Source organism: Companilactobacillus tucceti DSM 20183 (genome assembly GCF_001434665.1).
Taxonomy (GTDB): domain Bacteria; phylum Bacillota; class Bacilli; order Lactobacillales; family Lactobacillaceae; genus Companilactobacillus; species Companilactobacillus tucceti.
In genome coordinates this window covers 26,642-40,934 of the sequence record NZ_AZDG01000010.1, presented here as the reverse complement: position 1 = coordinate 40,934, position 14,293 = coordinate 26,642, and the positions used below count along the sequence as shown (strand labels likewise).

Genomic DNA, 14,293 nt, shown 5'->3' with positions numbered 1-14,293 from the left:
TTTGATCAGGAGTATTATTGAAATAAACTTTAGAGAGAGTACAGTCGCTGAAAAGTACTTAGTTGAATTCTTTAATTGTTACCTGTGAGCTATCAAAATTGATCGGGCCACCGTTATCTGTTGAGAGAGGAGTCTTTGACTCCTAATTTAGGTGGTACCGCGAGCATTCGTCCTATTCAGGATGAGTGCTTTTTTTATTTTATGGAGGAAATTTTATGAGAGAAATCGACATGGATACTAAATATAGTCCCAAAGAAGTCGAAGCAGGCCGTTATCAAAAATGGCTTGATGAAGGAGTATTTAAGCCTTCCGGAGACAAGAAAGCAAAGCCATACTCAATCGTTATCCCACCACCAAATGTTACTGGTAAGTTGCATTTAGGACATGCTTGGGATACTACTATTCAAGATACTTTGATTCGCTATAAACGTATGCAAGGCTATGATACTTTGTATCTTCCAGGTATGGATCATGCCGGAATTGCTACTCAAGCTAAAGTTGAAGCTAAGTTACGTGAACAAGGCATCTCTAGATATGACCTTGGACGTGAAAAGTTTGTTGATGAAGTTTGGAAATGGAAAGATGAATTTGCTTCGATCATTAAATCTCAATGGGGTAAATTAGGTCTATCACTTGATTATGATCGTGAACGATTCACTCTTGACGAAGGCCTTTCAAAAGCTGTTCGTAAGGTTTTTGTTAAGTTGTACAACGAAGGTTTGATTTATCGTGGTGAGTACATTATTAATTGGGATCCACAACTTCAAACAGCTTTATCTGACATTGAAGTTATTCATAAGGATGATCAAGGTGCCTTTTATCATGTTAAGTATCCATATGCCGATGGATCTGGTTATATTGAAATTGCCACAACTCGTCCAGAAACAATGTTTGGTGATATAGCTATTGCCGTCAATCCAAGTGATGAACGTTATAAGGATATAGTTGGTAAAGAAGTCATTGTTCCTCTAGTTGATCGCAAAGTTCCAATCATAACTGATCATTATGTTGATAAGGAATTCGGTACAGGTATGGTTAAAATTACACCTGCCCATGACCCTAATGACTTTGCTGTTGGTAATAGACATGATCTTGAAAGAATCAATACGATGAATGCTGACGGAACTATGAATGAAAATGCTGGTAAATATAATGGCATGGATCGTTTCGAAGCTCGTAAAGCAATGGTTAAAGATTTGAAAGATCAAGATTACATGTTAAATGTTGAACCTATTGTTCACAGTGTTGGACATTCAGAACGTTCAGGTGTTCAAGTTGAACCTCGTTTATCAACACAATGGTTCGTTAAGATGAAGCCATTAGCAGAACTAGCTTTGAAAAACCAAAAAACTGATTCTAGAGTTAACTTTGTTCCTGATCGTTTCGAAGATACATTTACACAATGGATGGATAATGTTCATGATTGGGTAATTTCAAGACAATTATGGTGGGGACATCAAATTCCTGCTTGGTATAACAAAGAAACCGGCAAAATGTATGTTGGTGAAGAAGCACCTAAGGATATTGAAAATTGGACACAAGAGAGTGATGTGCTTGATACTTGGTTCTCAAGTGCTCTATGGCCATTTTCAACTATGGGTTGGCCAGATACAGATAGCGATGATTACAAACGTTATTTCCCAACAGACACATTAGTAACTGGTTACGACATTATCTTCTTCTGGGTTTCAAGAATGATCTTTACAAGTCTTAAATTTACTGAGAAGCGTCCATTTGAACATGTTGTTATTCATGGTTTGATTCGTGATGAACAAGGTCGCAAGATGAGTAAGTCACTTGGTAATGGTATTGATCCAATGGATGTTATCGAGAAATATGGTGCAGATGCTTTACGTTGGTTCTTAATGAATGGATCAACACCTGGCCAAGATACACGTTTTAGTTATGACAAGATGGATTCAGCCTGGAATTTCATTAATAAGATTTGGAATGCTAGTCGTTTTGTTATTATGAATCTTGATGAAAATACACCAGCTATGGATGATTTATCAAAGGTAACAAGCTATGACCTTTCAGATAAGTGGATTTTAGCTAAATTGAATCAAACAGTTAATGAAGTTAATCGTTTGATGGATAAATTTGAATTTGGTGAAGTAGGCCGTAATCTTTATAATTTAATTTGGAATGATTTCTGTGATTGGTATATTGAAATGAGTAAGGCTACATTAACTGGTGAAGATGGGGATGCAAAAGACCAAAAGAGAATGCTATTAACATATGTTCTTGATAAGATCTTGAAGCTAATGCACCCAATCATGCCATTTGTTACCGAAAAAATTTGGTTATCAATGCCACATAATGGTAAATCAATTTCATTATCTTCATATCCTGAAAATCACGATGAATTTAAGAATGAAAAAGCTATGAGTGATATGGACGTCCTAATTGACTTGATCAAGTCAGTTAGAAAGATTCGTCTTGAAGCCAATGCTCCTTTATCTAAAGCAATTGATATCATGATCAAGCCTCAAAATGATGATATAAAAGAAGTCATTTTGAATAACAAAGATTATGTTGATAGATTTGCACATCCAAAGGATCTACAAATTGATACTGATCTTGAAGCTCCAGCACTTGCCATGACTTCGGTCACAAACGGAACAGAAGTTTACATTCCTTTAGCAGAATTGATTGACCTTGATGAGGAAATTGCTCGTCAAAATGAAGAAATGGCTAAAATGGACAAAGAAATTAGTCGTTTAGATAAGAAGCTTTCAAATGAAAACTTTGTTAAAAAGGCTCCTGAAAAAGTGGTCGCTGAACAAAAAGAAAAATTAGCCGACTATAAATCACGTCAAGCCAAGATCAGTCAAAGAATTGATCAACTAAAAGCTAATAAATAGTCTTATAATGGGGAATGTGGCAAATTGACTACTTGTTAATTTGTGGTCTATTTCCATTAGACTACAAAAAAAGTCGTTGTTTGTTTAGGCAAATAACGACTTTTTTACTATTTTAGGGGGAATTATCTCGTGTTAAGTTATCAGGAAACTATTAATTATATTCATTCATTTTCTAAATTTCATAGAACTGATAGTTTAGAAAACATCAAAAAAGCTTTAGACCAGTTAGGTAATCCTCAAAATAGTTATAAGACTATCCATGTTACGGGAACAAATGGCAAAGGAAGCACTTGCAATTATTTATCCAACTTACTAGAAGCAACTGGTAAAAGAGTTGGGATGTTTACTTCACCATTTATTATAAAATTCAATGAAAGAATTCAAATTAATCATAAAATGATTTCTGATGATGCTTTGGTTGAATTGGTAGATCGTGTTAGAAAAGTTACTGATAAAATTGATTTAACCGAATTTGAATTTGTCGTGATTCTAGGCTTCACTTATTTCAAAGATAAAGTAGATGTAGCAGTTATAGAAGTTGGTATTGGAGCAGCTCACGATAAAACTAATGTGATTTTGCCAGATGTTTCTGTAATTACTTCGATAGATATGGATCATGAAAAAATAATTGGACCGACTTTACAAGATATAGCAGCTGAAAAATCTGGAATAATAAAGAATGATAGACCAGTGGTTACTGGATATTTGCAACCAGATGTTCGTAATATCGTTACCAAAAGAGCAGCTGAAATGCACAGCCAGATGTTTGAATTTGGTAAAGACTTTGAAATTTGTGATTTTGAAACTAGTGAAAATCAAAGCGTTTTTGATTACATAGGCAAGAATGTAGTAATTAAAGGAATTAATTGTTCAAGTTTTGAAAAGACAACCGCTGTTAATATGTCGATTGCTATAAGAACTTTTTTAGCCTATCAAACTATTAATCAGGAAAAAGTTGATTTAGAATTAGTTAAGGATAATCTTGAATCACATTTAATATTAGGTAGAATGCAAGTGGTTCATAAAAAGCCAATGATTATTCTAGATGGTGCGCATAACTTTTCAGCAATTAAGAATTTAATAAATTCTTTAATATCAAATTGGGAAAAGAAAGATATAATTATAATGTATGCTGGAATGAAGGACAAAGATAGAAAAGATATTTTGAATTATTTGTCCGAGCGTGTTAACAAGGTTTATGTAACTACTTTAGACATGAATCGTTCTGCTGATGTAGCTGATTATGACTTTTCAGTATATAATAATGTAGTTTTTGTGAAAGACTATCGAAATAAGCTAAAAGAAATAGAAAATAATTTAACGGAACAACAAGTTTTATTAGTAACTGGTTCATTTTATTTAGTTTCTGATTTGGAATCATTTTTTTCGTAATTTAGGATACAATGATAAAATTAAGAGAAAAGATTTTAAATCACGGAGTAAAGTCTTTAAAAACAGAAGAATTAATTGCCGTAGTTTTAGGTAATGGAATTAAAGGTCAGAGTGTCTTAGATATATCTACAGATATTTTGTCAAAATCAGAAGACCTTCAATTAAATTTAAAGCAACTAACAGATATAAAAGGTGTTGGATTAGCTAACGCCTGCAAATTACTGTCTGCTTTAGAGTTAGGTGAACGTAAACTAAAAGCTGATAAATTACCTGATGAGATAATAGAATTATCAATATTAGGAGAACATCTAGTAAAAAAAATTGGAAGCTCACCACAAGAAAAATTAATTGCAGTATATCTAGATAATAGTAATCATATTATAATAGAAAAGGTTATTTTTATTGGTACCATTAATTCGGCGACTGTCCACCCTAGAGATATTTTGCGTGAAGCCCTAAGCGTTTCAGCGTGTCGAGTTCTTATTGCTCACAATCATCCTAGTGGAAGATTAAGCCCATCTAAAAATGACCGAAACTTTTCATTGAGACTGCACGAATGTTGCCAATTATTAGGCATTGGTCTAGTTGATCATTTAGTAATAACTAGAAATTCATATCTCAGTATGAAGTCATCTAATTTAATTTAGTTTAAGTTACTGTGCTACTTTAAATTGGGCTTTTGTATGATATAATTTTGTTTAGCGTAAAATGTGGTGTGTACTTTAAAGGAGAGAATATAAATTGTTTGGTATTGGATCAAAGAAACTTGGTATAGACTTAGGTACTGCTAATACACTTGTCTATGTAGAAGGTAAGGGTATTGCCCTTAATGAACCATCAGTTGTAGCAAAGAATAACAACACTGGAGAAATCGTTGCCGTTGGTTCCGATGCCCGTGAAATGATTGGTCGTACACCCGGAAGTATCTCAGCTATCCGTCCTATGAGAGATGGTGTTATTGCTGATTACGATACAACTGCAGCTATGATGAAATATTTCATCGAAAAAACAGCTGGGAACTCAAAACCATCAGTTATGGTTTGTGTACCTAGTGGTGTTACTGAAGTTGAAAAACGTGCTGTCATTGAAGCAACTCAACATGCAGGAGCTCGTGAAGCATATGTAATAGAAGAACCATTTGCTGCTGCAATTGGTGCAGGTCTTCCAGTAATGGACCCAACCGGAAATATGGTTGTTGATATTGGTGGTGGTACAACAGATGTTGCCACTATCTCATTAGGTGGAATTGTCTCATCTCGTTCAATCAGAGTTGCTGGTGACAAGTTTGATGAATCTATTTCATCATTCATTAAAACTAACTTTAACTTGCAAATTGGTGAGAGAACTGCCGAAGATGTTAAGATCCAAATTGGTTCAGCATCAATTGAGAAGGCTAAAGAAATCGAATCAATGCAAATTCGTGGTAGAGATTTGGTTACAGGTCTACCTAAGACAATTCAATTAACTGGTGAAGATATTGCTACAGCCATCCATGAAGATGTTCAAGAAATAATCGAGACTATTAAAGAAACACTTGAAGAAACTTCTCCTGAAATTGCTGCGGATGTAATTGATCATGGTATCGTACTTACTGGTGGTGGTGCTTTACTACATCATTTGCCAGAAGTTATTTCTGAAGCAACTGGAGTACCCGTATTCATTGCTCAAGACCCACTAGACTGTGTAGCCATCGGTACTGGAGAATCTCTTAAAAATATCGATGTAATGCGTCGACAAAAATAAGCGGGTTAATCCCGTTTTTTTTATTTGTTCAAGTAGGAGGAAGCAATGCAAAAGTTTTTTTCAAATAAAAAGTTAATTATTCTAATGTTGATTATTATCGTGACCTTTGGATTATTAGCCGTGTCAGTCAATATTAAGGATAAGAAAAGTACTCCTCCTGTTGTACAGCAGGTAGGTAATGACACTGTTAGTATCGTCGGAGGTATATTTGCCTACCCAACTAATGCTGTCAAAAATGCAACATCAGAGTTTTCAGATTTGTATAATACATATACTGAGAATCGTAGACTGAAGGCTAAGATCGGTGATTTAGCACAGAATCAAGCTAGGTTGAAGGTCGTTCAAGAAGAGAATAAAAAGCTAAAAGAAGAATTGAAATTAAATGCGACTTTAACTGATTACAGTTCAGTAAATGCATCGGTATTGTCACGCTCTCCAAGTAGTTGGCAAAATTATTTGACGATCAATCGTGGACAAACAAGCGGTCTTAAGAAAAATATGCCTGTTATGTCTGGTAAAGGATTGATCGGACGTATAGTTGAAGTTGATAAGATCAGTTCTAAAGTTGAATTGATTTCTACTAATAATGAACTTAATGACAAGTTTGCTGCTGAGATTCAAAGTACGAATAAGAACATTACTGGTGTCATAAGTAAGTATGATAGTGATTCTGGAGACTTAGTTATGGAAAATGTCACTTCAACAAAAGATATCAAAAAAGGCCAAAAAGTTATTACATCCGGTTTAGGTGGTGTTACTCCTAGAGGGTTGTATATTGGTAAAGTAAGTTCAGTTAAAAAAGATAATTACGGAATGACTAATTCTGTCTACATAGTTCCTGCAGCTGAGATGAGAAACTTCACTGTTGTAACTGTTATTAAATCATCTGTGAGTGGTGAAGAGTAATGAACGTTAAAACACGTAAAATTACAGGCCAAGTAATTCTCGCTTTATTGGCATTTTATTTAGATGGATTAATGAAGTGGTCATTTCTAAATAATATGAATACTGGTGATATCATAATTGTTCCTCAACTTATGTTAATGGTAATGGTTATGCTTTCAATGAGGATCAGTACTCGTAGACAACTGATTCTTTATGGCGTCATATTTGGTTTGATTTACGATTCCTATTATTTTGGCTTGATAGGTTTGTATACAATTTTACTTCCACTAGCAATGGTGGGAGTCGATCATTATAAGTTTTTATTTGTTAAAGCAAATATGGGATATGAAATTTCTATTTATTTCCTAGCATTAACATTTGTACAATCTGGGGTATATATACTAGAAAGATTGTTACAACAGATCAATGTAAATGCTATGGACTTTATTACCTTTACTTTAGGACCCACTTTACTATGGAATATGATCGTATTTTTCATTCTTTATATTCCACTGGCTAACTTGAGTGATTGGCTTGTTAAATACAGGAGGGATAGTAAATGAGTGACGTTACTCTTAAAGGAAGTAAAGACGGTTATGTCATGACCATTAATGATCAGGGCGACTTTGGTAATTCATTAAAAGAATTAAAAGAGATTATTGCTAATCAAAATGTTGGATCTTCTGAAGAAGAAGTTATTCAATTTACTATTAAAACCGGTAACCGATTACTAACAAGTGAACAAGTAAAAGAATTGAAAACTTCTTTTGCCGAGTATCCGCAGATTGAAATTAAAAGTATTGACTCTGATGTCGAAGAAAAGTCAATTATTGAAGATTTGATAAAAAAGAGTCAAATGAATATAGAAGCGGGAATTGTTCGTAGTGGACAAAAGTTAGAATACGATGGTGATTTGTTATTCTTGGGAACATTGCATGAAGGAGCACATATTAGTGCTACAGGTTCAGTTTTTATAATTGGTAAAGTTCATGGAATAGTACAAGCAGGTTATCCAGATAATACAGGTGCAGCTATTTGTGGAAACTTAGATGGAGCTGCTCAGTTAAGAATTGCTGATGTTATTGAAATTGTTACTGAAGATAATTCAAGCAAGTTTAAAAATGATAGTTTTGCTTACTTAGATGATCTTCATACTATAAATGTTGAAGATATGCAAAATTATCGTGAGATTATAAATGATTCGAGAAAGAGGACGGTATAATAATGGGGATATCAATTGTTATAACTTCCGGTAAAGGTGGAGTGGGAAAAACCACTACAACGGCTAATATCAGTACTGTTCTTGCAGGTTTAGGAAAAAAAGTCTGCATGGTTGATCTTGATATTGGTTTACGTAACTTAGATTCAGTTTTAGGATTAACTAATCGTGTAGTTTACGATATTGTCGATGTTGCTCAAGGACGTGTTGTTTTGTCCCAGGCCTTAGTTCGAGATCCTAAATTTGATGATAATTTATATTTATTGGCGGCATCTCAGTTTACTGACAAATATGCATTGGATCAGGCATCTTTGGAAAGTATCATCGAATATTTGAAACAGCGTTTTGATTTTGTAATGATTGATTGTCCAGCTGGAATTGAGTATGGATTTCAAAATGCCGTAACAGTTGCTGATGGAGCTATTGTGGTTACAAACCCAGAGATAGCTTCGGTTAGTGATGCCGATAGAGTAGTTGGAATATTAGAGAATATGAATATGCCAATAACGCCGCATTTAATTATAAATCGAGTTAGAAAAAATATGATCAATAATGGAACATCAATGAAGATTGATGATATAGTCAATCATTTGGGAATTCCTTTACTAGGAATCGTGATTGATGAAGATGAAGTCATTGCAGCATCCAATTCTGGACAGATGGTAGTGTTGGATGATAAAAGTGATGCAGGTCATAGTTACAAAAATATTGCTCATAGAATGCTTGGGGAAAATATTCCTTTGGATATTTTCAATGAAACGAAAAAAACTAGTTTCTTAGGACGTATTTTTGGAAGAAAAAACTAATTGTGGTATAGTAACAATATATTAAGTAGTCAACACAAGGGGAGCCATTTCGGCTGAGAGTGAATTGAAATTCAGACCCTTTAAACCTGTTATGTTAATACATGCGTAGGGATCGTGTTTAGGGACACTGTGTACAGTTGGACTCTCTTGTGATGGCAAATATTATAAGGGAGTCTTTTTATATGCAAAAAAATATTGCAACTAGAAATAATGGCTTAGTTGTTTTGACAGAAGGCGCAATAATTGTTGCCGCTGCTCAGGCATTGTCATTTGTTCCGCATGATTTAGGTGTTTCATCTATCCAAGTTGAATATGGACTTATACCTATGGCTATTTATGCTTTAAGAAGAGGTGTAAAACCTGGGCTGACTGCTGGACTTGTTTGGGGAATTTTGGATTTAATTTTAAAGGGGTTCAGTAGTGGTGGATTTTTAAATCCATTACAAGGATTGGTCGAATATCCATTAGCGTTTGCTGCTGTTGGGTTAGTTGGTCTTGGCAGTGTTCAAGTTAAAAACAAAATTCAAAATGGTGGTAATCCACTTGGCTTGATAATTTTATATTCTGCGTTAGGGTTCCTTGTTAAATACTTCTTGCATTTCTTAGCAGGTGGTATTTACTGGGGTGCATATGCGCCAAAGACCATGAATCCATGGATTTATTCATGGGTTATAAATGGTGGTAGCTTTATTGCAAATATGATTATGTTGATAGTCTTACTTGTAGTTTTAAGTCGTGTCTTTAAACGTTTTATTATTGTTAAAGGTTAAAAAGAGAGCGTGCCAACACATGGTCAGCTTTCGAGCATTAAGGCAAATAAGCCCGTCAATCCGATTTTGGATTGACGGGCTTATTTGATTTAAGCGTAAAAAGCTATGTGTTGGCACATGTTTATGCTGCACGTTTAAGTTAAAAATCAAAAAAGGAGCCATGACATAAGTCACAACCTCTTTTATTTCCAAACTTTTTATAGCCTAAACGTGTAACAAAATGCTGCAACCTCCACATAGTTACGAACCACGAATGATTGATAGTACCAATCATTCGTGATTCTAGACTATGTTCCGGTGGCAGACCGCCTTTTGTCACACTCTTATCTGTCTAAATAAAACTCATAAGAGATCCGAGTACGACTCCACCGATGGTAACTAAGATCATTAACCAAACAACAACTTGAATTATTTTAGTTAAAGTACTTTTAGGCTTTTTTTCGTCGTTCAAAACTTCCACCACCTAATCTGATTTCATATAATGAAATACTACTTCACTCAATCATTTTATGCAACTTTAATCCTGTTATTAGCAAATTTAGAATACATCTCCCACCACTTATAATCTTATTTATCAGTGGATCGGGAGTTTTTTTGATTTGTCAATAGCAATATGCAATAACAAGTGGTTAATTGTGGGGAATTGTGGTAAATTAAGAGGTGTTAAAGAATTGAGGTGACTGGGATGTTCATGGGTGAATTTCATCACACGATCGATAGTAAAGGACGAATTATTGTTCCCGCTAAATTTCGTAAAGAAATGGGGACAAGCTTTGTCATTACGCGTGGTATGGACGGATGCCTATTTGGATATCCTCTTTCACAATGGGAAAAATTGGAAGCTCAATTAGATAAATTACCTTTAACGAAAAAGGATGCTCGTTCTTTTACTAGATTTTTCTACTCAGCTGCGACTGAGGTTGAATTTGATAAGCAGGGTAGAATTAACATTTCAGCACCTTTGATCAGTTTTTCCAAATTGGAAAAGAACTGTGTTATCGTCGGAGTCTCAGATAGAATTGAAATTTGGGACGAAAACAGATGGAACGATTTCAGTAAAGAAGCTGAAGATAATTTTGAAGAAATATCGGAGAAAATGACGGATTTTGACTTCTAATGAATTTAAACATAAAACAGTTTTATTAAAAGAAACAATTGAACAATTGAATCCGCATGACAATGGTATTTATGTCGATGCAACGTTTGGCCGTGGGGGACATACTAAAGAGTTGCTTAGTCATATTAATAACAGTCATGTTTATGCATTTGATAGGGACGAGACTGCTATTGAGGCTGGAGAAAAGCTTAAAAATAGTGATGCCATAGGTAACAATCAATTGACCTTGATTAGAAGCAATTTTGAGAATATGAAGGAAAGCCTAAATAAATTAAATGTCACAGCAGTGGATGGTGTGGTATATGATTTGGGAGTTTCATCTCCTCAATTTGATGATGCACAAAGAGGCTTCTCATATAAAAAAGAAGCTCGTTTAGATATGCGTATGGATCAACGTCAAGATTTAGATGCTGAAAAAATTGTTAATGACTGGGATTACAATGATTTAGTTAGTATTTTTTATAAATATAGTGATGAAAAGTTCTCGAAACAAATTGCACGTTCAATCGAAAGGATTAGAGAAGATCACCGTATAACTTCTACTTTAGAGTTAGCGGATATTATAAAAAATTCAATTCCAGCTGCAAGAAGAAGAACTGGCGGTCATCCTGCCAAGAGAGTTTTCCAAGCAATTAGAATTGCCGTTAACGATGAATTAGGTTCATTGGAGAGATCGTTAGAGCAAGCCATTGATTTATTGGCTCCCAAAGGACGTATAAGTGTAATAACCTTCCAATCTAAAGAAGATCGAATAGTTAAACATATATTTAAGGAAAAATCACAAATTGATGTACCACAAGGTTTGCCGGTGATTCCTGACTATTTAAAACCGGATTTAAAAATGATTACAAGAAAACCAATTTTGCCAAAAGAAAATGAATTGGATCAAAATAATCGAGCACATAGTGCTAAATTACGAGTTGTAGAAAAGATCTAATATTGGAGAATTAAAGATGAGAGAAAGTACAGCCAGAAATCTACAAAACTACGAAGAAGTTCAACCACAAGCTAAACCTGTTAATACCCCCAAAGTATCCGGCCGTGTCGCCGTATCAAAACTTGAGATAAGTTTATTAATAGGTTTAGGTGTTTTAGTATTGTCTTTAATGGTGGCATTGGTCAGTATTAATGTTTCCATGACTGCAGCTCAGAATAATTTAGATGAAGTTACATCTAAATTAAGTAAAACAAGCACAGAAAATATTAATTTACGACAAGAAATTTCAGAGATGACAAGCTTTGATCGTCTGTCTTCATTTGCAAAAGAACATAATTTAAAAATGAGTAACAAGAATGTAAGGAATGTTTCGAAATGAGACGGATTATAAAAAAAGCTTTATCAAATAAGGAAACACGAAATCACTATATTGTAGGAATAATAATAGTGCTCGTGACTGCCCTTTTTTTTATAGCTTTAACAGTTAGATTTACTTCCATTGCCATAAGTAAGCAATATAACGGAGTAAATCTTGCTCAAAGAACAAAAATGAAATATGAACACTCAGCAACAGTTAATGCTCACCGTGGTGAAATTTTAGATACAAATGGTGAAATGATTGCTGGAGATTCAAGCATTTATAATATATATGCGGTTATTTCACATTCTGCTAAAACAGAAGATGGGAAGCCGGATTATGTTAAAAATAAGTCCAAAGTAGCAAAGATTTTGAGCAAATATTTGCCAATTTCAAAAAAGCAAGCTTTGGAATATTTGAATCCCAAAAATAAAAAACAGTATCAAGTGGAGTTCGGCCAATCTGGTCGTGGGCTTTCCATCGAAATGAAAAATAAGATTGCTTCTAAAAATTTACCTGGAATAAAGTTTGTTGAATTGCCATCTAGGTCATATCCAAACGGCGTATTTGCGACTAATTTAGTCGGAATTACTCAAGCTAATAATGCTAATGATGTTAACAGTAACATCAGCGGCGTTATGGGTATTGAAAAATATTTCAATAAAATGTTATCAGGTACTAACGGTAAGAAGATAACTAAGCAAGACTCTAATGGAAATGAACTTCCTAATTCACAAATAGTAGAAAAAAATGCTATTGATGGTAACAATATTTATCTGACTTTGAATAGTCGAATCCAACAATATGCTGAGATATTGGCACAAAATGTTCAAGATAAGTACAGTCCTAAGAATTTACAAGTAATTGTTATGAACTCTAAAACTGGTCAAATTGAGGCCGCTACTCAAAGACCTACTTTTAATCCGACTACTGGAAAGGGATTAACAGATAGTTGGCGTGACACTTTAGTAGAAGATCAGTATGAACCGGGATCAGTTATGAAAATTTTGACACTTTCTGCTGCTATTGACTCTGGTAATTATGACCCTAATGAGTTATATCAGTCTGGTTCTGTGGAAGTAGGAAGTAGAACTATAAATGACTGGAACGATGCTGGTTGGGGTTCTATTCCTATATCAGAAGCTTTTCCAAGATCATCTAACGTTGGGATGGTGCACCTAGAAGAAAAAATGGGTGCTGATACTTGGATGAAATATATGAAACGATTTAAAATTGGTGAAAAGACAGGAATCCAATTACCAGGCGAAGTTTCAGGAGGAATTTCTTTTGAACATGCCAGTGATCAAGCTATGACGTCATTTGGTCAAAGTGTTAATGTCAATGCTATCCAGATGTTACAAGCATTTTCTGCAGTTGCTAATAACGGTAAGATGATCAAACCTCAAATTATCAAAAAGGTAGTAAATGATACAACTGGTAAAACTGAAAAAACCTATAAAGCTGAAACAGTTGGAGAACCTATTTCATCTGACACTGCTAAAAAAGTTAAAAAAGCAATGCGACAAGTTGTAACAAAGAAATATGGTACTGGTCAAGTTTATAATGTTCCAGATGTTAAGGTCGGTGTAAAGACTGGTACGGCTCAAATTGCATCTGAGAATGGTGGTTACTTAACAGGTACCAATAATTATATATTCTCAGTTGCTGGTATGATTCCATATGATGATCCTAATTATATTGTTTATATCACTATGAAGCAGCCTCAAGAAATGACAGAATCTCCAGAAAAGATTTTGTCAGAGATATTTAATCCATTGGTAACAAGGTTAGTAAATCAAGGAAGTTCACCAACGAAGTCCAATATTCCTGGCAGCCAATATGTAAATATCCCAAGTCTTTTGAATAGTACAACTGATAAAGCTACTAAGAAAATTGAATCTATGGATTTACAAGCTGGTATTATAGGGACTGGTGATAAAATAGTTCAACAATTACCAGCTAGTGGTGAAAAAGTTATGCCAGGTCAAAGAATAGTTCTATTGACTAATGGTGCGATGACCATGCCAGACTTAAGTGGATGGTCTAAAAATGATGTTCTAAAATTTGCTGAAGTTACAGGTAAGCATGTTACGACAAAAGGTGACGGATATGTAGTATCTCAATCATTGAAGGCCGGTCATGTTCTGAATGACAGTGGTAAAATTATAGTTACATTGAAAAATAAATAGGTTGAGGGGATTT

Annotated in this window: 14 protein-coding genes, 1 riboswitch and 1 other annotated feature (1 of these 16 only partly in view); of the genes, 13 read left to right on the top strand and 1 reads right to left on the bottom strand. The window is 34.4% G+C overall.

All coding sequences use genetic code 11. From position 1 onward, the window contains the following. Window positions 1–178, top strand: a binding site (T-box leader) (it extends 8 nt beyond the left edge of the window). Window positions 179–215: 37 nt separating this feature from the next. The 9 genes from FC72_RS05620 (at window position 216) to thiT (ending at window position 9,679) form a co-directional block, all read left to right on the top strand. After that, window positions 216–2,864 (top strand): valine--tRNA ligase, encoded by a 2,649-nt coding sequence (locus tag FC72_RS05620; protein ID WP_057765648.1) that lies wholly within the window; start codon window positions 216–218, stop codon window positions 2,862–2,864. A 129-nt stretch (window positions 2,865–2,993) separates the two neighbouring features. Further along, window positions 2,994–4,256, top strand: coding sequence for a bifunctional folylpolyglutamate synthase/dihydrofolate synthase (locus FC72_RS05615; protein ID WP_057765646.1), 1,263 nt, complete (start codon window positions 2,994–2,996; stop codon window positions 4,254–4,256). 11 nt (window positions 4,257–4,267) lie between these two features. After that, window positions 4,268–4,903, top strand: a complete 636-nt coding sequence (radC, locus tag FC72_RS05610; protein WP_057765644.1) for a RadC family protein — start codon at window positions 4,268–4,270, stop codon at window positions 4,901–4,903. A gap of 94 nt (window positions 4,904–4,997) precedes the next feature. Then, window positions 4,998–5,999 (top strand): rod shape-determining protein, encoded by a 1,002-nt coding sequence (locus tag FC72_RS05605; protein ID WP_057765642.1) that lies wholly within the window; start codon window positions 4,998–5,000, stop codon window positions 5,997–5,999. A 45-nt stretch (window positions 6,000–6,044) separates the two neighbouring features. Next, window positions 6,045–6,905, top strand: a complete 861-nt coding sequence (mreC, locus tag FC72_RS05600) for a rod shape-determining protein MreC (protein ID WP_057765640.1) — start codon at window positions 6,045–6,047, stop codon at window positions 6,903–6,905. Then, window positions 6,905–7,447, top strand: coding sequence for a rod shape-determining protein MreD (gene mreD / locus FC72_RS05595; RefSeq protein ID WP_057765638.1), 543 nt, complete (start codon window positions 6,905–6,907; stop codon window positions 7,445–7,447). The genes mreC and mreD overlap by 1 nt, the downstream gene beginning before the upstream one ends. Beyond that, a complete protein-coding gene (locus tag FC72_RS05590; protein ID WP_057765637.1) occupies window positions 7,444–8,106 on the top strand; it encodes a septum site-determining protein MinC in 663 nt (220 codons plus the stop codon). Before mreD ends, FC72_RS05590 begins: the two co-directional genes overlap by 4 nt. 2 nt (window positions 8,107–8,108) lie before the next feature. After that, a complete protein-coding gene (minD, locus tag FC72_RS05585) occupies window positions 8,109–8,909 on the top strand; it encodes a septum site-determining protein MinD (protein WP_057765635.1) in 801 nt (266 codons plus the stop codon). Window positions 8,910–8,936: 27 nt separating this feature from the next. Continuing rightward, window positions 8,937–9,039: riboswitch (TPP riboswitch) on the top strand. 52 nt (window positions 9,040–9,091) lie between these two features. Then, the gene (gene thiT, locus FC72_RS05580; protein WP_057765632.1) at window positions 9,092–9,679 is read left to right on the top strand and encodes an energy-coupled thiamine transporter ThiT; all 588 of its coding nucleotides are present in this window, start codon (window positions 9,092–9,094) and stop codon (window positions 9,677–9,679) included. A gap of 331 nt (window positions 9,680–10,010) precedes the next feature. Here thiT and FC72_RS10645 read toward each other — a convergent pair whose 3' ends face one another. Then, the gene (locus FC72_RS10645) at window positions 10,011–10,130 is read right to left on the bottom strand and encodes a DUF4044 domain-containing protein (RefSeq protein WP_083480759.1); all 120 of its coding nucleotides are present in this window, start codon (window positions 10,128–10,130) and stop codon (window positions 10,011–10,013) included. 234 nt (window positions 10,131–10,364) lie between these two features. Here FC72_RS10645 and mraZ point away from each other — a divergent pair, with 234 nt between their 5' ends. From mraZ to FC72_RS05560, 4 genes are read left to right on the top strand one after another with little or no spacing between them, the layout of a single operon-like run. Continuing rightward, window positions 10,365–10,796 (top strand): division/cell wall cluster transcriptional repressor MraZ, encoded by a 432-nt coding sequence (gene mraZ / locus FC72_RS05575; RefSeq protein ID WP_057765630.1) that lies wholly within the window; start codon window positions 10,365–10,367, stop codon window positions 10,794–10,796. Beyond that, on the top strand, window positions 10,786–11,733 hold the full coding sequence (gene rsmH / locus FC72_RS05570) for a 16S rRNA (cytosine(1402)-N(4))-methyltransferase RsmH (RefSeq protein ID WP_057765627.1): 948 nt from the start codon (window positions 10,786–10,788) through the stop codon (window positions 11,731–11,733). Before mraZ ends, rsmH begins: the two co-directional genes overlap by 11 nt. 16 nt (window positions 11,734–11,749) lie before the next feature. After that, on the top strand, window positions 11,750–12,112 hold the full coding sequence (ftsL, locus tag FC72_RS05565) for a cell division protein FtsL (RefSeq protein WP_057765625.1): 363 nt from the start codon (window positions 11,750–11,752) through the stop codon (window positions 12,110–12,112). After that, on the top strand, window positions 12,109–14,280 hold the full coding sequence (locus tag FC72_RS05560; RefSeq protein ID WP_057765623.1) for a penicillin-binding transpeptidase domain-containing protein: 2,172 nt from the start codon (window positions 12,109–12,111) through the stop codon (window positions 14,278–14,280). Before ftsL ends, FC72_RS05560 begins: the two co-directional genes overlap by 4 nt. Window positions 14,281–14,293 lie beyond the last annotated feature (13 nt).